This is a genomic window from Geobacter psychrophilus (assembly GCF_056821595.1).
On record NZ_JBXDTU010000004.1, the window covers coordinates 3024369 to 3048562 of the forward strand.

23 protein-coding genes and 1 tRNA gene are annotated in these 24194 nt (G+C 53.6%); 15 read left to right on the top strand and 9 right to left on the bottom strand.

Going from position 1 to position 24194, the window contains the following annotated elements:
* The first annotated feature begins 101 nt into the window (after positions 1–101).
* On the top strand, positions 102–1340 hold the full coding sequence (locus tag ACOCF6_RS16495; protein ID WP_482461424.1) for a (Fe-S)-binding protein: 1239 nt from the start codon (positions 102–104) through the stop codon (positions 1338–1340).
* A 272-nt stretch (positions 1341–1612) separates the two neighbouring features.
* On the top strand, positions 1613–2707 hold the full coding sequence (locus tag ACOCF6_RS16500) for a phosphotransacetylase family protein (protein WP_482461425.1): 1095 nt from the start codon (positions 1613–1615) through the stop codon (positions 2705–2707).
* A 218-nt stretch (positions 2708–2925) separates the two neighbouring features.
* On the opposite strand, the gene ACOCF6_RS16505 is transcribed toward ACOCF6_RS16500, so the two are convergent.
* Positions 2926–3912: an NAD(P)H-quinone oxidoreductase gene (locus ACOCF6_RS16505; protein ID WP_482461426.1), complete on the bottom strand. Its 987-nt coding sequence runs from the start codon at positions 3910–3912 to the stop codon at positions 2926–2928.
* A 186-nt stretch (positions 3913–4098) separates the two neighbouring features.
* Between ACOCF6_RS16505 and surE the strand changes: the two genes are divergently transcribed.
* The 8 genes from surE to ACOCF6_RS16545 all read left to right on the top strand — a co-directional run bounded on the left by surE (position 4099) and on the right by ACOCF6_RS16545 (position 9815).
* Positions 4099–4842: a 5'/3'-nucleotidase SurE gene (gene surE, locus ACOCF6_RS16510; RefSeq protein ID WP_482461427.1), complete on the top strand. Its 744-nt coding sequence runs from the start codon at positions 4099–4101 to the stop codon at positions 4840–4842.
* 58 nt (positions 4843–4900) lie between these two features.
* On the top strand, positions 4901–5566 hold the full coding sequence (locus ACOCF6_RS16515; RefSeq protein ID WP_482461428.1) for a protein-L-isoaspartate(D-aspartate) O-methyltransferase: 666 nt from the start codon (positions 4901–4903) through the stop codon (positions 5564–5566).
* Positions 5567–5598: 32 nt separating this feature from the next.
* Positions 5599–6561, top strand: a complete 963-nt coding sequence (locus ACOCF6_RS16520) for a sigma-70 family RNA polymerase sigma factor (protein ID WP_482461429.1) — start codon at positions 5599–5601, stop codon at positions 6559–6561.
* Between the two features lie 39 nt (positions 6562–6600).
* A complete protein-coding gene (locus tag ACOCF6_RS16525; RefSeq protein WP_482461430.1) occupies positions 6601–7116 on the top strand; it encodes an adenine phosphoribosyltransferase in 516 nt (171 codons plus the stop codon).
* A gap of 36 nt (positions 7117–7152) precedes the next feature.
* Positions 7153–8124 carry an ABC transporter substrate-binding protein gene (locus ACOCF6_RS16530; RefSeq protein ID WP_482461431.1) on the top strand — a complete coding sequence of 324 codons (972 nt, stop codon included), beginning with the start codon at positions 7153–7155 and terminating at the stop codon, positions 8122–8124.
* A 2-nt stretch (positions 8125–8126) separates the two neighbouring features.
* On the top strand, positions 8127–8894 hold the full coding sequence (locus ACOCF6_RS16535; RefSeq protein WP_482461432.1) for an ABC transporter permease: 768 nt from the start codon (positions 8127–8129) through the stop codon (positions 8892–8894).
* A gap of 1 nt (position 8895) precedes the next feature.
* Complete coding sequence (locus ACOCF6_RS16540; protein ID WP_482461433.1) at positions 8896–9678, top strand: ABC transporter ATP-binding protein; 783 nt, start codon at positions 8896–8898, stop codon at positions 9676–9678.
* Between the two features lie 60 nt (positions 9679–9738).
* Positions 9739–9815, top strand: a tRNA-Arg gene (locus ACOCF6_RS16545).
* A gap of 219 nt (positions 9816–10034) precedes the next feature.
* On the opposite strand, the gene ACOCF6_RS16550 is transcribed toward ACOCF6_RS16545, so the two are convergent.
* From ACOCF6_RS16550 to ACOCF6_RS16560, 3 genes are all read right to left on the bottom strand, one after another.
* Positions 10035–10454, bottom strand: coding sequence for a hypothetical protein (locus ACOCF6_RS16550; RefSeq protein ID WP_482461434.1), 420 nt, complete (start codon positions 10452–10454; stop codon positions 10035–10037).
* Positions 10455–10487: 33 nt separating this feature from the next.
* The gene (locus ACOCF6_RS16555; RefSeq protein ID WP_482461435.1) at positions 10488–10889 is read right to left on the bottom strand and encodes a CHC2 zinc finger domain-containing protein; all 402 of its coding nucleotides are present in this window, start codon (positions 10887–10889) and stop codon (positions 10488–10490) included.
* A gap of 163 nt (positions 10890–11052) precedes the next feature.
* The gene (locus ACOCF6_RS16560; protein ID WP_482461436.1) at positions 11053–11430 is read right to left on the bottom strand and encodes a hypothetical protein; all 378 of its coding nucleotides are present in this window, start codon (positions 11428–11430) and stop codon (positions 11053–11055) included.
* A 388-nt stretch (positions 11431–11818) separates the two neighbouring features.
* Between ACOCF6_RS16560 and ACOCF6_RS16565 the strand changes: the two genes are divergently transcribed.
* Together ACOCF6_RS16565 and ACOCF6_RS16570 are read left to right on the top strand one after the other, a co-directional pair.
* The gene (locus tag ACOCF6_RS16565) at positions 11819–12277 is read left to right on the top strand and encodes a DIP1984 family protein (protein ID WP_482461437.1); all 459 of its coding nucleotides are present in this window, start codon (positions 11819–11821) and stop codon (positions 12275–12277) included.
* Positions 12278–12556: 279 nt separating this feature from the next.
* Positions 12557–13006 carry a hypothetical protein gene (locus ACOCF6_RS16570; RefSeq protein ID WP_482461438.1) on the top strand — a complete coding sequence of 150 codons (450 nt, stop codon included), beginning with the start codon at positions 12557–12559 and terminating at the stop codon, positions 13004–13006.
* A 300-nt stretch (positions 13007–13306) separates the two neighbouring features.
* Here ACOCF6_RS16570 and istB read toward each other — a convergent pair whose 3' ends face one another.
* Together istB and istA are read right to left on the bottom strand one after the other, a co-directional pair.
* Positions 13307–14044: an IS21-like element helper ATPase IstB gene (istB, locus tag ACOCF6_RS16575; protein WP_482458893.1), complete on the bottom strand. Its 738-nt coding sequence runs from the start codon at positions 14042–14044 to the stop codon at positions 13307–13309.
* Positions 14031–15548, bottom strand: a complete 1518-nt coding sequence (gene istA / locus ACOCF6_RS16580) for an IS21 family transposase (RefSeq protein ID WP_482458892.1) — start codon at positions 15546–15548, stop codon at positions 14031–14033. The genes istB and istA overlap by 14 nt, the downstream gene beginning before the upstream one ends.
* 723 nt (positions 15549–16271) lie before the next feature.
* Here istA and ACOCF6_RS16585 point away from each other — a divergent pair.
* Positions 16272–17477 (top strand): ADP-ribosylglycohydrolase family protein, encoded by a 1206-nt coding sequence (locus tag ACOCF6_RS16585; protein WP_482461439.1) that lies wholly within the window; start codon positions 16272–16274, stop codon positions 17475–17477.
* A gap of 546 nt (positions 17478–18023) precedes the next feature.
* Complete coding sequence (locus ACOCF6_RS16590; protein WP_482461440.1) at positions 18024–18329, top strand: hypothetical protein; 306 nt, start codon at positions 18024–18026, stop codon at positions 18327–18329.
* Positions 18330–18522: 193 nt separating this feature from the next.
* Here the strand turns inward: ACOCF6_RS16590 and ACOCF6_RS16595 are convergent, their stop codons facing one another.
* Complete coding sequence (locus ACOCF6_RS16595; protein ID WP_482461441.1) at positions 18523–19455, bottom strand: restriction endonuclease; 933 nt, start codon at positions 19453–19455, stop codon at positions 18523–18525.
* Between the two features lie 130 nt (positions 19456–19585).
* On the opposite strand from ACOCF6_RS16595, the gene ACOCF6_RS16600 reads away from it, so the two are divergent.
* Positions 19586–19957: a helix-turn-helix domain-containing protein gene (locus ACOCF6_RS16600; protein ID WP_482461442.1), complete on the top strand. Its 372-nt coding sequence runs from the start codon at positions 19586–19588 to the stop codon at positions 19955–19957.
* A gap of 173 nt (positions 19958–20130) precedes the next feature.
* Here ACOCF6_RS16600 and ACOCF6_RS16605 read toward each other — a convergent pair whose 3' ends face one another.
* Entirely contained in the window at positions 20131–23130 is a 3000-nt protein-coding gene (locus ACOCF6_RS16605) for a type I restriction endonuclease subunit R (RefSeq protein ID WP_482461443.1), read from the bottom strand.
* Positions 23127–24188: a type II toxin-antitoxin system antitoxin DNA ADP-ribosyl glycohydrolase DarG gene (darG, locus tag ACOCF6_RS16610; RefSeq protein ID WP_482461444.1), complete on the bottom strand. Its 1062-nt coding sequence runs from the start codon at positions 24186–24188 to the stop codon at positions 23127–23129. Before darG ends, ACOCF6_RS16605 begins: the two co-directional genes overlap by 4 nt.
* Positions 24189–24194: the final 6 nt, after the last annotated feature.

Sequence of the window (24194 nt, forward strand, 5' to 3'; positions counted from 1 at the left end):
AAAGGCAAAATTATTTTCAGGCAGAATCTTAACGTTATCATCCTTGTAACTTGTTGTTTCCTCTGTGTTCTCTGTGCCCTCTGTGGCAATAAGAGGTTCTTATGGACTACGTCAAACTGATCAATTGTATGCGCTGCGGCATGTGTCTGCCGGCCTGTCCGACCTACAAGGAAACCTTCCTTGAAACCGCCTCGCCGCGCGGGAGGGTGGCCCTGATCCGCAAGCTGCAGGAGGGTGATCTGGACCAGTCGGAACGGCTGCTGGAATACCTTTCGCTCTGCCTGGACTGCCAGGCCTGCGCCTCGGCCTGTCCCTGCGGGGTCAATGCCGGCGAGCTGGTGGCGGAATTTACCTGTGAACGCAAGGAAGCGGGCGGCCTCGGTTTCATGGAGGATCTGATCCTGCGCAGACTGGTGCCCCATCCCGACCGGCTGGAAACATCCATGGTGCCGATGCGGATGTACCAGAATAGCGGCCTGCAGAAACTGGTTCGCACGCTGGGTGTACTCAAGATGTTCCCCAAGCAGCTGGGACGGATGGAAGGTCTGCTGCCGGAACTGCCCGACCGACCGCTGCGTCAGGAGATCCAGGAGGTGACACCTGCGGAAGGCCAAGAGCGCGGGACAATCGGATTCTTCCTGGGGTGCGTCATGAGCCTGATCTTCTCTGATGCCAGCCGGGCCACCATCAAACTGCTGGCCTCACTCGGCTACAGGGTGATCACTCCCCGCAGCCAGGTCTGCTGCGGGGCCCCCAATATGCTGGGCGGTGATCTGGAAGGACTGAAGCAGGCCGCCCGCACTAATGTGGAGATATTCGACGGCTATGATGTGGATTTTATTGTCACCGACTGCGGCGGCTGCGGGGCTGAGCTGAAGAAGTATGGGCACCATATCGACGGTGAACCGGCAGCGCGCTTCAGCGCCAAGGTGCGCGACATTTCGCAGGTTCTGGCTCTGCATGCCGAAGAGCTGCGTGGGAAACTCAAGCCGCTTGACCTGGTGGTGACCTATCACGATCCCTGCCATATCGCCCATTGCCAGGGGATTCGCAAGGAGCCGCGTGATCTGCTCAGGCTGATACCGGGGTTGACCTACAGGGAACTGGAAACGGCCGATGCCTGCTGCGGCAGCGCCGGTACGTACAATATTGCCAAGCCGGAGATGTCCGACCGGATCCTGCAGCGCAAGCTGGATACGGTGCGGGCCAGCGGCGCCCAGGTGCTGGTGACCAGTAACCCGGGCTGCCTGCTGCAGCTGAAAAAGGGGCTGGCTGATCAGCTGCCGGGTGTCAGGCTCATGCACCTGACTGAGCTGCTGGCGCAGAGCATGGCCGGCTGATTCTTCGGTACAAAGAAGCAATCCTGCAGATCTGTTAGGAACAGGTGTTGGACGAGCACATACTGCCATGTGTGCTCCTTTTTAGTACGTTAGAAATTATTTCCGAGGTTTTTTCGGGAATAATTTCGTGAACGTACTTATCCCGATTTATCGGGGCCTTGGCCGGGGGGATTTCTCTCCCGGCCTTTTGAATTGATAGACGAATCAACAAGCCCGGTCTATAATTCAACAATATCTGCATGAACTGCTGTTCCGTGCGAGGATCCCTCACCATGGCAAAAAAAATATTTATCGCAGCCACCGGGCAGAACTGCGGAAAAACCACCACCAGCCTCGGTTTGATGCACCTGGCGCAAAAGAAGTACAGCCGGGTTGGTTTCATCAAGCCGCTCGGCCCCAAACCGGCCAGCTTTCATGGCAGTACGGTTGACAAGGATGCCGCCCTGATTGCGCAGGTTTTCGGACTGGAAAAAGATCTGCGCTGGATGTCGCCGGTGGTAGTCCATCCCGATACGACCCGTAAGGTGGTCGATGGCGAGCTTTCTCCCCGGGAACTCCAGGAAAGGATCATGCGGGCCTATACCGAACTGGAAAAACAGTGCGATATCATCATTATTGAAGGATCAGGGCACCCGGGTGTCGGCTCGGTGATAAAGATGTCCAATGCCCGCATTGCGCGGATGCTGGATGCGCCGGTGTTGATGGTGACGGGTGGCGGCCTGGGAAACGTCGTGGATAATATCTGTATGGGGTTGGCCCTGTTTGAAAAGGAAGGTGTTCAGGTGCGGGCCGTACTCGCCAACAAGCTGATCCCGGAAAAGCGGGACCGCACCCTGGATTACCTCTCCCGGGCCCTGGCCGATGAACAGATGAAGGTGATCGGCGGGGTCGATTATCACCCGGTCCTGGCCAATCCCACGCTCAGGCGGGTGTCCAAGCTGCTGGGACTGCCCCTGCAGGGCAACCGGCGTGAAATGGGCCGGATCATCCACCATGTCCAGATCGGCGCCGCTTCGACCCAGAGGGTCACCGAGCTGATCCGTGAGTCTTCCCTGCTGATCGTCACCAGCAGCCGTGATGAGCTGCTGGTGACGCTGGCCAATCTCTACAAGCTGCCGGCCTATCGCTCGTGCATCGTCGGCCTGGTGATTCCCGGCATCGCCCCCATCAGCACCATTACCCAGATGATCCTTGACCAAAGCAACATCCCCTACATGCGAACCAAGGAAAACACGACTGCCGAGCTGTACGGCATGATCAGCGAGGATGTATCCAAAATAACCGCCGATGATACTGAAAAGCTGGGCCTGATACGTAGCCTGGCAGAAACCTATATTGATTTTGATCTGCTGGATGAGCTCTTCTAAATCAGTTCCCCCTCCCTTGACGGGAGGGGGTTAGGGGGTGGGTGAAGCTGCAACATGCTAATTTCATAGCAACCTCCCCCTCACCCTAACCCTCCCCCGCCAGGGGGGAGGGGACTTTTTGGACTTTTACAAGAAGCTCTGTTTTAAGATACATACAAAAAAACCGGCCGGGAACTGAATCCCGGGCCGGTTTTTTCGTGGGTTGTATTGTGTTCGAGCTAGCGAATCTTCAGCACGATCTTGCCGAAGTGCTTGTCCGCTTCCATCATGCGGTGGGCATCCACCACCTGGTCGATGGTGAAGACCTTCTCGATGATCGGCACAATCGTGCGGTCGGCGAATTTGGGAATGGCGCGGCGGGTGAATTCGGCCACGATCTCCCCCTTCTCCGGAACCGGCCGCGAGCGCAGTACGCTGCCGATGATCTGCTGACGCTTGACCATCATCAGGGCCAGGTTCAGCTCGGCCTTGATGCCGCTGGTGACACCGATGACCACCAGTCTGCCCTTGTAGCCCAGGGAGTTCATGTTAGGAGCCAGGTATTTGGCGCCGACATGGTCGAGGATCAGGTCGACCCCCTTCTTGGCGGTGTATTCCTTGACGACCTCGGTGAAGTCGGGCGTCTCGCGGAAATTGATCAGGCAGTCGGCACCGATCTCCTTGACGCGCTCCATCTTCTCCGGCGCGGCGGTCACGATCAGTTTACTGGTCGGAGTCAGGGCCTTGGAAAGCTGGATGGCGGCCGTATTGACTCCGCCGCCGCCGCCGTGCAGGATGGCGGTCTGGCCGTCCTTGAACTCGCCGATCATGAAGACGTTCAGGAAGGCGGTGATATAGGATTCGCAGACGCAGGCCGCCTCCTCGAAGCTCATGCTTTCCGGTATAGCCATCAGATGTGCAGCATAGGCCACGGCGTATTCGGCGTATCCGCCGCCACCCACCAGCGACATGACCTTGTCGCCTATCTTCCAGCCGCTGACACCTGTTCCCAGTTCTTCAATAACCCCGGCCACCTCCAGGCCGAGGATTTCCGAATCCCCCGGCGGCGGCGGATACTTGCCTTCGCGCTGCACCAGGTCTGGGCGGTTTACCGTTGTGGCGAACACCTTGACCAGTACCTGACCTTCGCCGGCGACAGGCCGTTCAGCCTCGCCCACCTTGAGCACCTCAACCCCGCCGAAACCTTCCATTAGTACTGCCTTCATACACATGACCTCCCGAAGATTATATGCCGCATCCATTCTGTATCAAAACTGCGTTTGGGGGATGAATGTACCCAGTTCACCGTTTTTTGTAAACACAAAACAGTCAGGCAGGCACGGCTTGATTTCTGACCCGAATTCTGCCATAACAGGCCGGCTTGTCACCTCAACAGCAACGGGATCAATCACATGCACATCATGGTCACCAACGACGACGGTATCCATGCCCCCGGTATTCTGGCGCTGGCCGAGGCCCTGCGCGAACTGGGCACGGTTACGGTTGTCGCACCCGATCGCGAGCGGAGCGCCGCCGGCCATTCCCTGACTTTGCACTCGCCCCTGCGGGTGTTCGAGCTGCGCGCAGGCTTCTTCGCGGTGGACGGCACGCCGACCGACTGCGTCAACATGGGCATCAACAGGCTGCTGGCGGTCAGGCCTGATCTGGTGGTGTCGGGTATCAACCACGGCGCCAACCTGGGTGATGATGTGACCTACTCCGGTACGGTGGCGGCTGCCATGGAGGCCAACCTGATGGGCATACCGGCCATCGCCGTGTCGCTGGGGACCTTCGAGCGCCATGGGCATTTCGATGCCGCTGCCCAGGTGGCGGTTCGGATCGCCCGCCAGGTGCTTGCCAACGGGCTGCCGGCGGATACCTTTCTCAATGTCAATTGCCCCGATTGCCCGGCGGATGAGATGCAGCCCCCCCTGATTACCCGCCAGGGTACCCGCTCCTTTATCGGCAAGATCGTCGATAAAACCGACCCGCGCGGTCGCAAGTACTACTGGATCGGTAGCGAAGAGCCGGAATTCAACGACGAACCGGGTACCGATTTCCATGCCCTCAACCGCAAACATGTATCCATCACCCCGCTGCACCTTGATCTGACCAACTACGAATCCATGAAAATACTGTCCGGCTGGACCCTGTGACGCATCTGGACATTGTGCAGAACTTTTGGTATATTCCCGCCTTCTTACGGGGCTGAACATGAAATATGAAATTGCCAGAAAAAAGATGGTGCAGGACCAGATCGCCCAGCCGACCGCGGGGGACCGTCAGCCGGTTACCGACCGACGGGTGCTGGACGCCATGCTGAAGATACCGCGCCACATCTTTGTGCAGGAAGCCTTTGCCCTGCAGGCCTACAATGACACCTCGCTGCCGATCGGTGAAAAGCAGACCATCTCGCAGCCCTATATCGTCGCGTTGATGACGGAACTGCTGGCCCTGACCGGGGGCGAAAAGGTGCTGGAGATCGGTACCGGCTCCGGTTACCAGACCGCCATCCTGGCCACGCTGGCCGATCGCGTCTGTACAGCGGAACGCATCCGCCCCCTGGCGCTGCGGGCCCGCAAATGCCTTGATTCTCTGAGGCTGTTCAATATCATGCTCAGGATCAATGACTGCGCTGACAGTCCCGTCGGCTGGGAGGAAGAGGCGCCCTTCGATGCCATCATCGTGACCGCCGGTGCGCCCGAGATCCCGCAGGTGCTGACCGACCAGCTGGCCGTCGGCGGCCGGCTGGTGATCCCGGTGGGGAACGAGGCGGAGCAGCGCCTGGTGAAGATCGTGAAAGGTGCTGACGGTGAGCTTGTGACCGCTGCATCCATAGGCTGTCGTTTTGTGCCGCTTATCGGCAAGCAGGGGTGGTAAGAGTTAGTTCTGAGAGGATTGTGGGGAGAGCCATGAAACGTGATGAGTATCTTGGAAATGGTTTCATAGAGGAAGAACCTCCGCCGGTTGTCGGACTCTCGCTTGATGAGGTCGAAGAACCGCAGGTGTTTCCCGATGAGGAGTCTGTCGATGCCGCTGCTGATGAGGAGCTGCCGATAACGGAGCTGGAGCATTTTGACGACGCCATCAAGATCTACCTGCGTGACATCCAGCGTACGCCGCTGCTGAACGCCGAGTCCGAGAAGGAACTGGCCCGCAAGGTAGAGAAGGGGGACAAGCAGGCCCGCAATACGATGATTGAATCCAATCTTCGTCTGGTGGTCAAGATTGCCAAGCGTTATATCAACCGCGGCCTGCCGTTTCTGGATCTGATCGAAGAGGGCAACCTGGGGCTGATCAAGGCGGTGGAGCGCTTTAATCTGGCCAAGGAATGCCGTTTTTCCACCTATGCCACCTGGTGGATCCGTCAATCCATCGAACGCTCGCTGGTCAACCAGTCCCGTACCATCCGTTTGCCGGTGCATGTCTCCGATGATATCAGCCGCATGCTCAGGACGATTCGCGGATTATCGCAGGAATTGCACCGCGATCCGGATGCAGAAGAGATTGCCGCTGGCATGAAGACCAAGGTGGCCTATGTCCGGCGCCTGATGACCCTGCTGCGCCGGACCTGCTCGATGGAAACCCCCATCGGTGAAGGAAACGATTTTCTGCTGATTGATACCATTGAGGATCTCTCCCAGGTCTCGCCGTCGTTCCAGCTTGAGAATGTCAGCTGCTATGAGCGGATTTCGGCCCAGTTCGACATGCTGACCGAAAGTGAGCAAAAAATCCTGGCCCTGCGTTTCGGGCTGGACGACAATGAACCGCAGACGCTGGATACCATCGGCCAGCAGTTTGGCGTCACCCGGGAACGGATTCGCCAGATCGAGGTCAAGTCGCTGGAAAAGCTGAGAAAATCAACGGAAACCTGAAATAAAAACTACTACCTGCTACAGGAAAGGAACCGTACCATGGAAGATCTCAAAAACATTATCCGCGATATCCCCGATTTCCCCAAGAAGGGCATCATTTTCAAGGACATCACCACCCTGCTGCAGGATGCCAAATCCTACCAGCGCATGGTGGACTCGATTGCGAACCGCTACGTCGGCCAGCGTATCGACAAGGTGGTCGGTGTCGAGGCCCGCGGCTTCATCATCGGCTCAGCCCTGGCATACAAGCTGGGTGCCGGCATCGTACTGGTGCGCAAGCCGGGCAAGCTGCCATCGGAAACCTTCAGCAAGACCTATGACCTGGAATACGGCACCGATACCCTGGAGATCCACCGGGATGCCATCAAGCCGGGAGAACGGATCCTGATTGCCGACGATCTGCTGGCTACCGGCGGCACCATGTCGGCCGTGGTTGATATGGTTACCAGCATGGGGGGCGAGATCGTGGAGTGCTGTTTCATGGCCGAGCTGGATTTTCTCGACGGCCGCAAGAAACTGCCCGCAGGCAAGGTGTACTCACTGCTGAATTTCTGATAACAAAAACGTTCATAAACCTTGGGGAGGTACACGATGAGACGATGTGTTGCAGGTATGGTGGCATTACTTGTTGCAGTTTCTGCTGTTCCCGCGCTGGCTGCTGACGTTGTGCGCCTGGGCAACCTGAAATTCGCCCATTACGGCGCCGTTTCCTACATGAAGGAGATGTGCGGCAAGTATAACCTCAAGGTCGAAGAACGCGTCTTTCCCAAGGGTATCGATATCATCCCGGCCATCATGGCCGGCGAGATCGATATCGCCGCCTCCGCGGCAGATGCCGCCATTGCCGGTCGCGCCAGCGGTGCCCCGGTTTATGTTGTGGCTGGCTTTGCCAAGGGTGGGGCCAGGATCGTTGCCCAGGCCGGCTCTAGCATAAAATCCGTAAAAGATCTCAAGGGCAAGAAGGTGGGCGTGGCCCGCGGCGGCGCTCAGGAACTGCTGCTGATGGCCGAGCTGGAAAAGTTCGGCCTGACGTGGTCCGACAAGCCGGGCAAGGATGTGCTGATCGTCTATCTGGCCTTTGCCGACCTGAATCAGGCTCTGGCAGCCAAGCATATCGATGCCATGTGCCAGTCCGAGCCCCAGTCCTCCCAGGCCATCAACAAGCGGTTCGGGGTCGAGATCCTCAAACCCTACGACACGCCCATGGGTGAACCGATCCGCGCCCTGGTGATGACCGAGAAGATATACAGGGAAAAGCGGGATGTGGCGGAACGGACCATGATGTGCTTTGTTGAAGCCACCACGCTCTTCAACAAGGACATGAAGCTGGCCGAGAAATATGTGCGCGATAACATGTTCAAGGGGCAGATCAGTTCCGAGGATTTCAGGGATGCCATGGACAACGCCGACTACACCTACGACATCAGTGTCGAGCACATCGATATCACCACCAGGCTGATGCAGAAATACGGTGTCGGCCGGATGGCCAAGCCCCCCAAGGCGGCTGACTGGGTCAAGCTGGATCTGCTGCAGAAGGCCAAAGCAGCCCTCAAGGTCAAGTAGACGTGTCACCCGGTCTGAAATCCCTGCTGCGGGGAGTGGCCATGCCGGTCATCCTGCTGCTGGTCTGGGAGGCGGTCTGTCGGGCAGGCCTGGTTTCGCCGATCATGCTGCCGTCGCCCAGCGCCATTGTGGTCAAATGGGTGGAATGGCTGCGTTCCGGCGAATTGCTGGTGGACGTGCTGGGCAGCATGGGGCGTGTGACCGGCGGTTTCCTGTTGGGTGCCGGGCTGGCACTGCCGCTGGGGCTGTTCATGGGGGCCTCGCCCCGCACCTATGAGTATTTCAATCCCATCATCCAGGTGCTGCGCCCGATACCCCCGATCGCCTGGATACCGATGTCGATCCTCTGGTTCGGCCTGGGCAACCCCCCGGCCATTTTCCTGATCTCCCTGGGGGCCTTCTTCCCGGTGCTGATGAACACCATCGCCGGTGTCCAGAATGTGGACGGGATCTACCTGCGCGCAGCCCGCAATCTGGGGGCAGGGCACGGCACCATGTTCCGGAGGGTGATTCTGCCCGCTGCTACCCCCTATATCCTGGCCGGCATCCGCATCGGGATCGGCACAGCCTTCATCGTCGTCATCGTGTCCGAGATGATCGCCGTCAACAACGGCCTCGGCTACCGCATCCTTGAGGCGCGCGAATTCATGTGGTCCGACAAGATCATCGCCGGCATGATTACCATCGGCCTGCTGGGGCTGGCCATTGACCAGGGCATGAATCTCCTCAACAACTATCTGCTGCGCTGGCACCGCGGCCTGGATACCTGACGTGGACTATATCTCGATCTCCAATCTCTCCAAGACCTTCGAGGGCAGCGACCGCAGCGTAGTTGCACTGCAGGATATCAACCTGTCGCTGTCGCAGGGTGAGTTCGTCTGTCTGCTGGGGCCGTCCGGCTGCGGCAAATCGACCCTGTTGAATGCCGTTGCCGGGTTCATCCCGCCCAGCTCAGGCGACATCGTCGTGGACGGCCGCCCGGTCAGGGAGCCGGGCCCTGACCGGGGTGTTGTCTTTCAGGAATATGCCATTTTCCCCTGGATGACGGTCGCCCGCAATATTTCCTTCGGTCTGGAGATAAAGGGGGTCTCAGCGCTCGAGACGCGGGAGCGGGTGGATGTCCTGCTGGACACGCTGGGTCTGCGGGAGTTCCGTGACCGTTTCCCCAAGGACCTGTCGGGCGGCATGCGGCAACGGGTCGCCATTGCCCGTCTGCTGGCCATCGACTCGCCAGTCATGCTGATGGATGAACCCTTCGGCGCTCTGGATGCTCTGACCCGCAGAACACTGCAGGACGAACTGCTGCGTATCTGGCGTGAATCCGGTAAAACCGTTCTGTTTGTCACCCACAGCATCGAGGAATCGCTCTACCTGGCCAACCGGATTGTAGTCATGACCTATCGCCCCGGCACGATCAAGCGCAATCAGGTTGTGAATATGGCCTATCCCCGGGATCCGGCCGGGGTCGAGTTCAACGAGCTCAAGCGGGAGCTGGGACGTCTGGTGATGGAGGAGCAGGAGCGCTTTACCCACGATGAAATGAGGGTGGAGTGATCATGCGGCGGCATGTGAAGGTTGCTTTTTTCCGTCCGGCAGGGTATAAGAACTGTTCCTGTCCCCGTAGCTCAGCAGGATAGAGCACTTCCCTCCTAAGGAAGGGGCCGGTCGTTCGAATCGACTCGGGGACGCCAATAAAAACAGGCACTTACAAGGTTATCTTGTAGGTGCCTTTTTTGTTTTATGATAAGAGTTGTACTTTAGTTGTACTTTTGAATTTTACTACTCTTTGATTTTTTCTACATTTTTAATGCGAATGGCGATGGCTAGCATTCTCGTCTGTTGACTGTCGTACGGTATTCTGGAGAGCTTCATTGACAGTTGTCTGCCAGCAGTTCTGGTGGGTATTGCATTTATGGGAGCACTTCGCCGTTAATAAGCGCAATGAGTTCTTCGTCAGTCATCTCGTGGATTGGTTTTTGGGGTATTTCCAGGTAAGTTGTTTCTGTCCATCCACAACGACGCCCGAGATAGTATTTTATCATGTCCCGATCTCCTTGCAGCGCCATGGAGAGCAGTTTTTGGCTGACGGCTGCTTCGCCTTTTGCTCTACCATATTCCAAAGCCGTTCGGAGTTTAGGTAATTCATTTTTCTTGGTGCAGAATACGGGTTGCGATATTCCACAGAGGGCTGCTATTGCCTTGTCTGAGAGTCCGTGCAGCGCCCACTGCTCTATTCTCACGTAGTCAGGTTCCCATGGCTTGCGGCCTACCTTTTTTAATTTCTCCGGTGGCTTTGCCCTGCTTGTTCTTTTTTTTACTCGATTTTCCATTATTAAATTTCCTCTATATTATTGTTGTGCCGGTTATTTGCCAGTCGCCATCCAGCGATAATTTTTCTCTGCAGTTAAAAATATCACAGCATCCCTGAAAGAGTATCCGTCTCGCTGCACCAGCACGTCGATGGGATTGAATGACTTGGCGCAAGGGAAGCAGGTGGCCCGATTCTTTGCACGATGCCAGACAAGCGAAGGTCGGTTGTCTGGGTGACAGAATGCAGCGGACTGACCGTGCTGATCGAATTGAACAATCTGGTCAATAGGATAGCACCTCGCATTTTCGATCATCTCTTCATTTATTTCATTTGCTTTGAGCGGGTAGCCTTTTGAGGCCATGACCAGATGGCGTAGTTCACGAGCTTCCAAATATAGTTGCTCAAATACGTTCATGCAGAAAGACGCTGACAGTTCGCCGGGATCGTCGGCCAATGCGGTCTGTCATTTTTGTTTCCTCCTGAATGTCGTCGCTGGTGGCCACCGGCTTTCGTTATGATTCAAGAAATAACAAATTTTAGTCGCACGCAAAAAAGGACAAAAAATGTACTAGTTTTTTGTCCGGATATTTTTTTGTTAAGAAAAATGTGGGGAGGGGTTATTGCTGGTCGGAGGACGGCTTTTTAGAATGTTTCTGGAGAATTGAAGATAATGATTTTGCGGTGATAGCAGTGTGAATATGCCTCTCCACATTTTTTCGGATCGCATCATCACTTTGTGGAGGAGTATTGTGTTTTTCCTTAATACGGACTCTCACTCGCTCTTTAATCTCTTTTTCGGTTCCGCCTCGTTCAATTTCCTGTAAATAAAATACGGCTTGATCAATAACCTCTTGTTTTGTCTCGCGTGGTCGCCCCTTCCTTCGTTTCATTGTATCGACCTTGTTTGCAATCAGACCCCATTCTTCGGGTGAAATGTCTGTAAAACGATTTTCTCGGATTGCTTTTGCTATGGTTTGCCAGTCTAAGTCGGTCATTTATCACATCCAGTAGAAAGTGGCCTTCTTGTTATACCTTACGATATCTTACGCAAATCTGCGGGAATATCCCAATTATTTCAGAAACAAGCTTCCCTCGCGCTTTTATCCCCTTGTTCTTTTGATCTGCTTCACCGTCGAATAGTATCATTCTGCGCCGTCGGCTTATACTGTTTTGAATTTGTCAAATAACCAAAGAGGATGCCGATGGCCGCACCACAATGCACTAAATGTTCGAGGCTGGAATGGGATCATACCTGTCAGGCATTTCCCTGTGGAATACCGGATGAGATCTTTCTCGGTGCCTATGATCACAGGAGACCTTATCTCGGAGACGATGGAATCAAGTTTTTAAATTCAGCAAACTATACAGAGGGAGGAACAAGTCATGAAATTAGCAGAAGCATTGAACGCGCGAGCGAATTGCCAGCAGAGGATTAGCCAGCTTAAAGAGAGGTTGATCTCATCAGCCAAGGTACAGGAAGGGGATGCTCCTCCAGAATCACCTGGCGAATTATTTGCCGAACTTGACCGGTTAACCGCAGAGATGGAAACTCTTATGCGCCGAATTAACCGAACCAATGCCCAAACATTCTTCGAGGGCGGCACAACGATATGCGACGCTCTTGCCACAAGAGACATGCTGCAACTGCGCCAAAGCATTAATCGGCAGGTAGCTCGTGCTGGCGTAATCGAGCAGAACCGATATAGTCGGTCTGAAATTCGGTTTATCAGCACGATAAATATTGCATCTCTGTTGAAGCAGGCAGACGAATTAAGCAAGAACCATCGCGAACTTGATGCCAGAATCCAGGCTGCAAATTGGGGTACGGAACTCGTAGAGTAAAAACTTAGCTGGTAGCCGATTTGAACAGAGGCGAGCACGAAAAATCAATGCGTCTGATGTGACTCCAGTGCTCGGTTTATTACCGGGTTAGGCCAGGACAAGCATTCACGCATTCGGACATGATTATGTCCATAACTGCCTGGGCGGCAAGCGAACCTTCGGGTACAAATTATGCCCTGCATTGTTACACGCGCAAAGTTACGCCTCTTCGGAGGCTGCAATGTTACTACCGCGTGCAGGTCTGTTCAATTGGTGAGGGTGGGGTCGGGGGCTAAGGAAATGATTTTAGGAACTTATTATAGCGGCGATAACGACAACAGGCTGAAGATGCTACAATATGGATGCTATTACGATATGCTCCGTAATTGGATCACTATGGCAGGGGTCCGTCGGTTGCGGTATCGCACTTCACCGGATTGGACAGACGTGACCCAGTTGTGGGAACAATTCCGCGAGGGAGGGCACTTTGACCATCGTAGAATCCAGATGTCTCATGATCTGATTGCCGCCCGGTTCAGGATGGTAGCACAGCAGTTGGCGTTACCTGATGATGAAAAAGAAGGCGCATGGTATGATTTCTATAGAGATGAGGCTGCTGCATGGTTGGCGAACGATGACTTTCTGCGATACTTTATGATCGCGTTATCCGAGAAGGATTCCAGCGCTGGATATGATGCCGAGGAAACTATGTTCGAGATGATGCGTAAGCAGTATATCGAATTGCTTTAACAATATTGGGATGCCGCGTAGAGTTTCGGACGATTGAGGGGGGGGGACACTGAAAAGTGGCTGCATCCCTCGTCGTGGTAACCAATATCTCACCCCGTAATAGGCTGGTGTAAGCCTCACCTCTGGTGAGCTCCCCAGAGATACTTGCGGGGTGGGACTGGAGTCAACAGGTGGTGCCATCCCACCCCACTGACTGTTGGCTTTGGGTGCAATGCCGAGATGGCGGCATTGTTATGTCAATCGGCATTGAATTTTGACCCGCTATAGGCGTTCAATTTTGACCCACCCCAGCAGTAGTTTTTAGTTGTTTATCCTCGTTCTGATTCTCCAGCTTTCATTTCCGGTTTCCACTATCTCGCAGTGATGAGTGATCCTGTCCAGCAGGGCTGTCGTCATCTTTCCATCCCCGAATACCTGTGGCCATTCGCCGAACGTCAGGTTGGTTGTTATGATCAGCGATGTTCTCTCGTAAAGCTTCGAGATCAGGTGGAACAGGAGTTGGCCGCCGTTCTTGGAGAATGGCAGGTAACCCAGTTCGTCAAGGACAACCAGGTCATGCCTTGCCAGGTGTTCCGCCAGCTTGCCACCCCGGTTGTCGAGTTTCTCCTGCTCCAACTGGTTCACCAGATCCAGTACGTTGAAGAACCTGGCTTTCCTGCCATTTCTGATACTCTGCCGAGCTATGGAGATGGCAAGGTGCGTCTTGCCGGTTCCGGTACCGCCGACCATGATGATGTTGCTGTGATCGGACAGGAAGCTGCCATCATAGAGGGTTCTGACTTGCATCTCATTGACTGGTGTGGCTGCGAACTCGAACCGGTCGAGATCCTTGTCTACCGGGAACCTGGCCAGACTCATGCGGTAACGGATGCTTCTTAACTTCCTCTCCGCCATCTCCGCTTCCAGGAGGTCGCACAGTATCTTGTCCGGAGTGGCCCGACTCTTTATCCCTGCCGCCAGCACCTCATCAAGGATGGACTTCATTCCGTACAGTCCGAGCGTCCCGATGGCTTCCATCAGTCGGTCACGCAGTACCATAGGCACCTCCCGAGAGGAGGCGGTCATAGCGGTAACAGTCCACCACCGGGACCAACCTGAGCAGCGGCAACTGTGCTGACGGCTGCAGCGGTTCCGGTTGCGGCTCATCGTGTGTGCGTGACAGAATGGTGAGTATGACATCGCTGCTGACCGTCTTGTCGGCTATCGATTTGGCGCACGCTTCTGCCACGGCTTCCAAGCCATAACGACGGACGACGCTCAATATCCCCACGAACTGGCGATCTCCGTCGCTGCGTTCCGCCAGTATCTTTCTGACCTCACCCATCGATTCCGGCAGATCCCATTCCTTGAAGGGGGCACCGTTTCGCAAGGCTCCCGGTTTCTGCTCCAGTACGGCGATATAATGCCAGGGGTCGTAGATGACCTTGTCACGACTGAGGTTACGGTCGTGGACTCCAACCGTTGTGCCGTTCATTACGATGATCACCCGGCTTGCGTATGCACGTACTGAGACTGTTTTACCGACAGCCATCGCATTGACGCTGTAACGGTTGCGGTCGAAGCTGATCAGGAGCTGCGGCGACACACGCGCAACGCTTTCCTGATAACCATCAAACGGAGACGGCATACTCAGCAGACGGTTGCGCTCTTCGGCAAACACCTCGTCAATGGTTCTGGTCCTGAGCTCGGGATGCTTGAAAGTGGCGGCGTGATTGCGGCACTGGTCCAGTAGCCATTCGTTCAACTCAGCCACGTCCTTGAACCGCCTACGCTGGGCAAAGAAACGTTTCCTGACTACGCCGACCTGGTTCTCGACCTGTCCCTTCTCCCAACCTGCGGCTGGCGTACAGGCTACCGGTTCAAACAGGTAGTGGGAGGCCAGGTTCTGGAAGCGACGGTTGAACACCCGGTCTTTGCCCATCAGCACCTTGGTAACTACCGTCTTCAGGTTGTCGTAGATGCCTCGCCTGCAGACACCGCCAAAGAACTCGAAGGCCCGGACATGGGCATCCATGACCATCTCAAGAGTTTCACGGGTATAGGCGACACAGAACGGTTTGCGGCTGTGACACAGGCGGAAGTGGGCGATCTTTATCTCTACGGGGACACCACCGAGTTCGACCTTCTCGTAACTCCAGTCGAACTGGAAAGCGTCACCAGGGTCATAGGCAAGGGGTATGAAGGCCTTTACAGCAGCCGTGCCGTCTGCTTTCTTCCAGTTGCTCACATAGCGGCGGACGCTGTCATAGCCTCCTTCGTATCCTGCACGCTGTAGCTGCTCAAACAGGATCTGAGAGCTTCTGCGATGGCGAACAGGCTTGCTGTTGTCCTCAGCCAGCCATTCAGAAAGGCTGGCTTCAAAGGAGCCGAGCTTCGGACGTGGCTGTTCAGTCCTTACGTACTTCTGGTCGGTCATGCCGGTGCGGAGGATGGTTCTGACGGTGTTCCTGGCAAGGTTGAATTCGCGGGTTATCTCCCGGATGCCTTTGCCATCTCGGTAGTGGGCGTGACGGACTTTGCGGATGGTTTCCACGTTCAGCATCTCCTTTCGGTACTCCTCTCTCTGGTTGGTTCCAGAGAGTATGGAGGAAGGTGCTGAGGTGGGTCAATTTTGGACGCCGATTATCCCCCTAAGTGGGTCAATATTGCATGCCGATTCACATTGTTATTTGAATCGTGGGAACGGAGGGCTCTTGGTGGTGAACCATTCGAGGGAATTGTACTCTCGCTATCGTACTATCGGAACTAATAGTGTGGTGCCGGCCTTAGTTGCCGGACGGAGGTCCAGGGACGTTTCGGACGTATGCGCGACGCCATCCCTTGAGTATGTGGCACGTTGCCTCTGGGCCGCACGCTAATTTGCTTCGTTCCCACGATTGAGAAAGAATTAAAAGTTCAGAACGCCGCTTGTACGTCCGGGCATTCGCATCGCGCAGTCCGGGTAGCGGGCCACTGGATTGGCAAAGCAAGCGGCGGGGTGGGTGGCGAAATCCACCCACCTCTGATTACAACAGAATATGCATGATGGACGGGTGAGCGCTTGGTGTCGATGCATAGCACCTCTCGCAGCCAGAGCCTCATCGAGCAGCCACCAGCAACCTCTCAATGAGGTCGGGATACCTAAATCGGGTCCCATATTGTGCTGGTGGCATGCTTTGGCCGCAAGTAGCACGTTGCTCCTGGGCCGCACGCTAATTTGCTTCGTTCCCACGATTGAGAAATGAATCTGAAACAGAAAAATAGTAAGAACAATTCGAGGATACCCATGTTGGGAGCAATTGCAGGTGATATAATCGGCTCGTTATACGAATTCGACCCTATAAAGACAACTGAGTTTCCGTTGTTCGCTCCAGGCTGCCGATTTACTGATGATACTGTTTTGACAATTGCGCTGGCAGAAGCACTTGTATGGGAAAAAGATTATTGCCAGTTGCTGAAAGAATATTACAACCGCTACCCGAATGTGGGCTACGGCGGCAAATTCATCACTTGGGCGGCGGGACCATCTATAGAGCCGTACAACAGCTTCGGCAACGGGGCGGCCATGAGGATCAGCCCAGTTGGCTTTTTTTTCAATACGCTTGAAGATGTATTGGCACAAGCAGAGTTCTACACCGCTATTACCCATAACCATCCTGAAGGCATAAGGGGGGCGCAGGCAACGGCAGCAGCAATCTTCATGGCAAGAACCGGCGCAGGAAAAGAGGAGATTCGCAGCTACATTGCCAATAACTTCGGCTATGATCTCACCCGCACCTGTGCACAAATTCGGCCACATTACAGCTTTGATGTCACCTGTCAGGGAAGTGTCCCGGAGGCAATCATCGCCTTTCTGGACTCAACGGATTATGAGAGTGCCGTCCGATTGGCTATCTCCCTAGGTGGTGACAGTGACACACTGGGTTGTATAACCGGAGGCATTGCCGAGGCATTTTATGGAGTGCCGAAATGGATTGAGTTAAAAGCATTAAGGTGCCTGAATAGGGAATTACGGAATATTGCATCCCGATTTTACAGCAACTTATCCGACAGCCATTTTCATAATTTATCAGGAATATCAAATAGTACTCCTGCTGAATTGAGACAAGTAATCATGCAGTGGGAGGAGTCTGTAAAATGGATATCAAGGGGATATGACTGGACTGAGTATGACCATGATTTGGCGTTTCGGGAAGATCTAGATCGTGTGATTGCAAATTACTGTACCAAACACCCTTTGCATAAATCAGATGCCGACAAGATAATCCGGATTGACAGTAAATTTCGAAAAGTCACCAATGAAACTGACAACTGTGTATGTCTGGACAAAAAAGGCAGGCCCAGTAGCCTGCTCGGTGGACATAAGGGGTTGTCGCTCTCAGAATTAAAGAATAAATACTGGTATTATTTCCGCTGGCCGAAAGATTTCGATACCGTCACAGATGATTTTGAGCAAATTCAATGTTCGTCTAGAGTCAAGCAAGTTCAATGAGTTGACAAATGGACCGATGGAGGAAATATCGTCCTCCCAGCCAGGAAAATTATTTATTTGTGAATTCCCCTCCCCTCAAAACGGATGGAGTGAGCCTCACGTAGTGAGCTTTCCAGATTGCCCTGCGGGGTGGGACTGGAGTTAACAGGAGGTGCCCTCCCACCCCACGAATGTTGGCTCCAGGGGCAATGATGGGATGGCGACATTGCCTAACTTAAAATGTTTTCCCGCTCCCACGCCGAGACGCGTAAGTGTAGGATCGGCGTGCGTAGGTTTAGATGAGTCGCCACCCTCACTAAATTCACCGGGAACTCTTGTTCTTTGAATCGTGGGAACGAAGGGGTCTTGATGGTGAACCATTCGAGGGAATTGTACCCTCGCTATCGTACCATCGGAACTAATAGTGTGTTGCCGGACGAGAGCCTCGGAACGTTTCGGACGTATGTGCGTCGCCATGCTTAAAGGATGTAGCACGTAACGCCGGGGTTGCATGCTAATTTGCTTCGTTCCCACGATTGAGAGAGCAACATATGGAGGGATGCTATAATGACCGCAACATGCAAAATTTACCTGATCACCAAGATGGGTCCAGCAACTATTACATCGAGTCAAGAATTTAACAGCCTCGGCTCATTTAATGTCTCTGGTCCAGGGAAACGCACTGCCAAAAAATGGATCGAGAATGCTTACGGCGCATTTGGGCACACCATTGGAACATGCGCAGCACCATGCGACCTGCACTGTGCAGCAATGCAACTCCAGCAGGAACCGAAGGAAGAGATCCAGTTTGACCGATTCGAGGGTGAAATAAAAGAGTATGACAGCGGTGTACCGGACGGCTGTGTGCCGTAAGAATTTAGAGGCCTGCTGCTTTGGCCCCTAAGCGACATGTGGCTATACCGTTCAGACGGCTCTGGCAGTGGTCTAGTATGGGGTTAGTAGGGATACTGGCATTCGGACAATGTGGTTTAAGCTTCATTGGTCAGCATCGTCAACTTAATGCCCATGTGAACTGAATGATGCAGGACTTTGTGAGCCTGCTGTGTCATAAACTCATATTCAAGTTTAGTTGCGAACAGACAGTGCCTTTCGGATTTTTGTATTCCTCGAAAAAGCTATCATCGACTTGTAATTCAGCGGAGTTCTCCATAACTGGAGCCACGCCTATTCTCCGTTCTCCCATTAGCTCGATAAGAGCCTTGAGATCTACCAATTGGATCGGAGCTACTCCAAAGCGTTTAGCTTCGGATATTGCAGGCGGTGTATAAGCTGATGTCGTAAAAAATATTCCGTAGTCAGCGCGCCCTGCGATTGCTCCTCTAAAATCTCGAATTGCACAACTCGGTACTTTGCCATCTATGTAGCACTTGCATTGCCATGCAACCCGCATTCTGACAAGATTAAAGCCACCTACAGGTAGAAACCCTTCTCCATCTACACCGCCATCACCTGTTCTTCCAGTCACGTACGCTTCTACGCCGCTTTCAGCCATAATATTGGCACACAACCTTTCAAAGCCTATGGCAGGTAACCCAGGGAGAATTTTTACAAGTTCTGTTATCCATGATTTGGTTGCAGGTAGTTCTTCTTGTTTGTCGTCATCTTCGGGGGCAACTTGGTTATCGGATATAGCTTTCTTTGTTGAGGTATCGTAGATTTGCTGGGCAGTATACTGATCCAGAGGGATCTCCCAGCCTTTAGGTGTAAGTTTCCATGTGCCACGTCCAGATTTTACCATAGGCTCGAGTATTTCTGCATTTACGAGGTACATCCGTGCCCATTGAATGTCGTTTGTGAACTTTGATGCTCCTGAGCAGAGCACCGCATCGGGCAAGTCTTTCCCAGATGCGGTTATTCTATCAGCAATCCAACCTTTGACAGCTGCAGCCTTACCGGAGCCGTCCATCTCCCTTAATGCCTCTACCACCATTGAAATGTACGATATCTGAATTTTACTTGTGGCCGTGCTTGTTGTCATAGTGCTCCCCCTGGAACAAGTTGAATCGAGAAGGAATGAACATACACTCATAGCGTGCATTTACTAGCACTATTATTTTGCACTCTTTTGGTGGTACTTGGCAGGCGCTCACCGTTGCTATAGTTCGACCATGGGAACAGACAAAATACTAAGCAGCAAAGCAATCGGCGAGAGAGTTAAATTTCGCAGGCAGGACATAGGCATGTCTCAGGAACGCCTGGCAGAAATCCTCGAGATTTCGTACCAGCAAGTCCAGCGGTATGAAAGTGGCCAGAACAAGGTCAGTGTTGAGAGGATACAACAGATAGCAGCAGCTCTCTCAGTGCCAGTTCTATATTTTTTTGAGGGTAATCCTGCCCCAATCGTATCAGAGCAACAAGAGCACTACGCCCCTTCTGATGAAGAAAAGACCCTCCTGAAATATTTCGAGAGGGTCTCTGGTAAATCAAATCGTCAATTTGTTATCAGTGCTGCACGCTTAGCCTCGAGAAATAGGTCTTAACAGTTGGTGCATACTAAAGCCCAAAACGCAGAATGATAAAATGTGCAAAAATAATGAAGGTCCGTACGGATGAGAAAAGACAGTTATTTCGGGAAAAATATAGCCGGAATACAGAGTTCGAAGGCTTAGCGGATGGATCTCCGGTGTAGTAACCGGGGAGGGTTTTGATCAGGTCACATCCTTGCCTCAATTGGAGCATGTTTCTCGTACGTCATCTTAAACACCATATCTGACACATACCGCTTAAACGACTCATTCTGGACGAATTGTTTGTACGCCTCGGTGTCATCCTTCAGCAGGGTTAGCATGACCCGTGTGAGTGCCTTGTCGTGCTCCAGGCGGGCTGTGTTCGGGGTGTTCTGCTTCGCGTTCTGGTAGGCCTGATCAGCGGCCACCTTGGGCGCTATGTCCTCCTGGATGCGTTTTGAGACACGGTCTACATCGGTGAAAAGGGTGCTGAACTGCTCATTGAAAGATTTGATGATGTTGCTGAGACGATCCAGATCCGGCTCCGGCTTTCTGCCACCGCCTCCGACTGGGGTTGGCTCTATCTCGGCGTCATCATCAGCCAAAATAATCTTCATGGTGGCCTGTTTTTCAGAACGGTAGCTGTCCATGTCGATGGTTTCAATAATGCCCTTGGATAAATCTTCTTCCTTGGGTGCTGGCAGCTTTGGCACGAGGAATGTCAGGAATATGGAGAGCTTTTCCCATTCAGCATTGTTGTAGGGCAGTATCGACGACAGGAAGTCATACGTGCGTGTGAACGCCTTTCCGTTCCCCTTGAAGTCCACTTGGCCATTCTCGTCCAGTTGCTCCAGGTACACTGCTACACAGGCATCCAGGATCGGATCTATCTGTTCCCGCTTCGCACCATCCAGATAAAGCTGAACGAACTGCTCAATATCTTCGCTGGTGTAAACCTGGCGACCATCCAGGGCCGCTTTCAGATCGTGCAGCTTGTTCGGGTCAGTCTCCTCACTCAGCACTGTAGTGCGGTAATAATCCGCGAATGCCTCTTTAATGGTATCGGTGTCGTTGGTGAAATCCAGTACGAACACGTCGTGCTTTTGCGGGTGGGAGCGGTTGATGCGCGACAAGGTTTGGACAGCTTTGATGCCGGACAGCACTTTGTCCACGTACATTGTATGCAGCAATGGCTCGTCGTAGCCGGTCTGGAACTTATCTGCGCAGATCAGGAATCGATATGGATCTTCCTGGATTTTGTCCGCAATATCATTACTCGGGAAACCGTTCAGTGACGCCTCGGTGACCTTGCATCCCTGGTACTCGTGCTCTCCTGAAAAAGCGATGATGCTTTGAAACTGACTCTTACGCTCCAGCAGATATGTTTTAAATGCATGATGATATTGAATGGCCCTTTCGACACCGCTGCAGACCACCATGGCACGCGCATGGCCGCCGATCTTGTTTTTGGCGATCACCTGCTCGTGGAAGTGGTCCACCATGATCTCAGCCTTCAATCGGATGGCGTGGTCGTGGCTTTCCACATAGCGCCGCAGTTTTTTCTGGGCTTTGTTCTTGTCAAACTCTGGGTCATCCTTAACTTTTTTCACCAGTTTGTAATAACTACTGACCGGAGTATAGCTTTTGAGTACGTCCAGGATGAACCTCTCCTGGATTGCCTGTTTCATGGTGTAACTGTCGAATGGCTTATGTTTTACTTTCCCCTCTTCGCCGGGGTATGGCTCGCCGAACATATGCAGAGTCTTGTTTTTCGGGGTGGCGGTAAAAGCAAAATAGCTGGCGTTGGTTAGCATCTTGCGGGCGGCCATCCGCTTCTCCAGGGCATCATTGATGGTGTCTTCAGGATCGCTAAGCGAGGCGTTCAGTGCCCCAGATGTCTTGCCGCCCTGGCTGGAGTGGGCTTCGTCAATAATGATAGCGAAGCTTCTGCCTCGGTGCTCATCACCGATTTCGTCCAGTATGTAGGGGAACTTTTGCACCGTGCTGATGATGATCTTCTTGCCGCTCTCGATAAACTTGCGCAGGTCGCCGGACTTATCGGCATGTCCTACCGTTGACCCCACCTGCATGAAACCCTTGATTGTGTTCTTTATCTGGTCGTCCAGGATACGCCGGTCGGTTATAACTATCACCGAGTCGAAGATGTTTTTATCATCCTTGCGTAGTCCGATAAGCTGGTGGGCCAGCCAGGCGATGGAGTTGGACTTGCCGCTGCCTGCCGAGTGCTGGATCAGATACCGCTTTCCGGCTCCATTCTGCAGCACGTTATCCAACAGGCGCCGTACCACATCCAGCTGGTGGTAGCGTGGGAATATTTGTTTACGAATCTTTTTTCGGGTCTTGGGGTGAATCTCTTCGACGATCTGGGCGTAGTTCTCGATGATGTCCGTGATACCCTGTGGGGTGAGGATACGTTTCCAAAGGTAGTCGGTCTTGAGTCCGTCCCGGTTGGGAGGGTTACCCGCACCGTCGTTCCAACCCCGGTTGAACGGAAGGAACCACGAAGCCTTGCCCTTTAGGTCGGAGCACATCTGCACTTCGCAGTCATCCACGGCAAAATGGACGATACAGCGTCCAAAGTTGAACAGGCGCTCCTTTGGATCGCGGTCGCGGCGATACTGCTCTACAGCGTCCTCAACGGTCTGTTTGGTCAGACTGTTCTTCAGCTCGAAGGTGGCAATGGGCAGGCCGTTGATGAACAGCCCCAGATCCAATGCCCTGCGGGTTTCGTCGCGGCTGTAGCGGAATTGGCGGGTGACACTGAAACGGTTGGCGGCGTACTGGAGGGCTGCTTTGCTGTTACCGGGGGATGGGGTGCCGTAGAAGAGGTCGATGGAATATTTCTCGTGTTTCAGGCCGTTGCGCAGCAGGTCGATCACACCTCGATTGCCACACTCTTTCTCCAATCGGGCCAGGAAGCGACGGCGCACCGGGGTGTCACTTTCCAGTTCCAGCTCTACGGCGATTGCAGGTTGGGTAGCCTGCATAAAGTCACGCAAGTACACCAGATCAACGCAATACTCCCGGTCGTAGTCACGGGCGTCTCCAAGCAACCAACCTGTACCACCATAGGCCTCCGGCGGTGATTGAATACCTTTAACCGGCAGCGGGACGACAGAGGCCCTGCCGGTCATGGCAATGCAGATCAGATCCTCCAGTCCACGCTCGCTGGTATCGGTGGTCATGCCATGCACGCATCGGAAATAGTGCTGATCCATCCCTTTCGAGCTAGGACATCGGCTGCCAACGCAATTTGTCGCCGTGAGAACTGCCGTTTGCGGTCGCTCCATGCATAGGTCTTCGTAACGATATCATCGATAGCTTTGGGTTGCTCGTGGGTGACTATCCAGTGGACTGTGGCCAGTAACTCCAGTCCGAATGGTGACTCGAATCCTTCGACTAAATCAAAAACCTTGTTCATTCGTGAGACGGTTTCAGTTTTGTCTTTGAGGAAGGTTCGTGCGTCTTCGAGTGCTCCCGGTACGAGTTCCAGCTGTTTGTCCGGAGCGTCACCGCCGTCGGCGTAACCGGAAACCAGGTGCCCCTCGACCGCCTTTAGTACGTGTCTGAGATTGTCAGCGTAGGGTCCATATGGTCCCTTGATATATTTCAGCTGCAAGGGTTCTTCTGCGGTTTGCAGGAAGTACATCAGCTTATGCACTTCCAACAGCGATATGAAGGGGTCCAGCAGTCCGGCAAAATAACGTTGCATCAGTCCTACTAGAGCCGCACGTCCAGCCGTCATTTTTGGTACTGCGCTGGAGCTGTTTGATCGCTCATCTGCAAGGACTTCGCTTGGCTCAAATATGATGACCCTCAGTTCTGCAATATCACGTAGCTTCGCTTCTATGCGAGGTCGGACCTTCGACCAGTCCAATCCCCCCAACCCGCTACCCAGAGGCGGGATAGCTATCGACCGGATCTTGCGAGTGCGAATTTCGTCTGCTAACGCGGTAAGGCCTGCATCAATATCTTCCATCCGGCTCTTCCCTTTCCAGTGCCGTTTGGTGGGGAAGTTGATTATATACTGGGGATTCGTCAGTCTGTTGGTCGCATATATGAACATCCGGCCCGGTTGCACTTCGTCTCGCTTGCATGCTGCTGCATAAGCCTTAAAGTTCTCCGGAAACGCATTCTTGAACTGTAGTGCGATACCACGCCCCATGATACCTACGCAGTTCACGGTATTTATTATTGCCTCGACGTCTTCAGCGAGTATGTTTCCCTTCTTGTACTCGATCATAAGAAG

What these genes read in the sequence shown, in the direction of transcription:
- surE (WP_482461427.1), top strand. Translation starts at nt 4,099, where the DNA reads ATGCACATCATGGTCACCAACGACGACGGTATCCATGCCCCCGGTATT.
- ACOCF6_RS16600 (WP_482461442.1), top strand. Translation starts at nt 19,586, where the DNA reads ATGGGAACAGACAAAATACTAAGCAGCAAAGCAATCGGCGAGAGAGTT.
- ACOCF6_RS16565 (WP_482461437.1), top strand. Translation starts at nt 11,819, where the DNA reads ATGAAATTAGCAGAAGCATTGAACGCGCGAGCGAATTGCCAGCAGAGG.
- istB (WP_482458893.1), bottom strand. Translation starts at nt 14,044, where the DNA reads ATGGTACTGCGTGACCGACTGATGGAAGCCATCGGGACGCTCGGACTG.
- ACOCF6_RS16525 (WP_482461430.1), top strand. Translation starts at nt 6,601, where the DNA reads ATGGAAGATCTCAAAAACATTATCCGCGATATCCCCGATTTCCCCAAG.
- ACOCF6_RS16515 (WP_482461428.1), top strand. Translation starts at nt 4,901, where the DNA reads ATGAAATATGAAATTGCCAGAAAAAAGATGGTGCAGGACCAGATCGCC.
- ACOCF6_RS16495 (WP_482461424.1), top strand. Translation starts at nt 102, where the DNA reads ATGGACTACGTCAAACTGATCAATTGTATGCGCTGCGGCATGTGTCTG.
- ACOCF6_RS16505 (WP_482461426.1), bottom strand. Translation starts at nt 3,912, where the DNA reads ATGAAGGCAGTACTAATGGAAGGTTTCGGCGGGGTTGAGGTGCTCAAG.
- ACOCF6_RS16550 (WP_482461434.1), bottom strand. Translation starts at nt 10,454, where the DNA reads ATGGAAAATCGAGTAAAAAAAAGAACAAGCAGGGCAAAGCCACCGGAG.
- ACOCF6_RS16590 (WP_482461440.1), top strand. Translation starts at nt 18,024, where the DNA reads ATGACCGCAACATGCAAAATTTACCTGATCACCAAGATGGGTCCAGCA.
- ACOCF6_RS16595 (WP_482461441.1), bottom strand. Translation starts at nt 19,455, where the DNA reads ATGACAACAAGCACGGCCACAAGTAAAATTCAGATATCGTACATTTCA.
- ACOCF6_RS16605 (WP_482461443.1), bottom strand. Translation starts at nt 23,130, where the DNA reads ATGACCACCGATACCAGCGAGCGTGGACTGGAGGATCTGATCTGCATT.
- ACOCF6_RS16530 (WP_482461431.1), top strand. Translation starts at nt 7,153, where the DNA reads ATGAGACGATGTGTTGCAGGTATGGTGGCATTACTTGTTGCAGTTTCT.
- ACOCF6_RS16520 (WP_482461429.1), top strand. Translation starts at nt 5,599, where the DNA reads ATGAAACGTGATGAGTATCTTGGAAATGGTTTCATAGAGGAAGAACCT.
- ACOCF6_RS16500 (WP_482461425.1), top strand. Translation starts at nt 1,613, where the DNA reads ATGGCAAAAAAAATATTTATCGCAGCCACCGGGCAGAACTGCGGAAAA.
- istA (WP_482458892.1), bottom strand. Translation starts at nt 15,548, where the DNA reads ATGCTGAACGTGGAAACCATCCGCAAAGTCCGTCACGCCCACTACCGA.
- ACOCF6_RS16585 (WP_482461439.1), top strand. Translation starts at nt 16,272, where the DNA reads ATGTTGGGAGCAATTGCAGGTGATATAATCGGCTCGTTATACGAATTC.
- darG (WP_482461444.1), bottom strand. Translation starts at nt 24,188, where the DNA reads ATGATCGAGTACAAGAAGGGAAACATACTCGCTGAAGACGTCGAGGCA.
- ACOCF6_RS16570 (WP_482461438.1), top strand. Translation starts at nt 12,557, where the DNA reads ATGATTTTAGGAACTTATTATAGCGGCGATAACGACAACAGGCTGAAG.
- ACOCF6_RS16560 (WP_482461436.1), bottom strand. Translation starts at nt 11,430, where the DNA reads ATGACCGACTTAGACTGGCAAACCATAGCAAAAGCAATCCGAGAAAAT.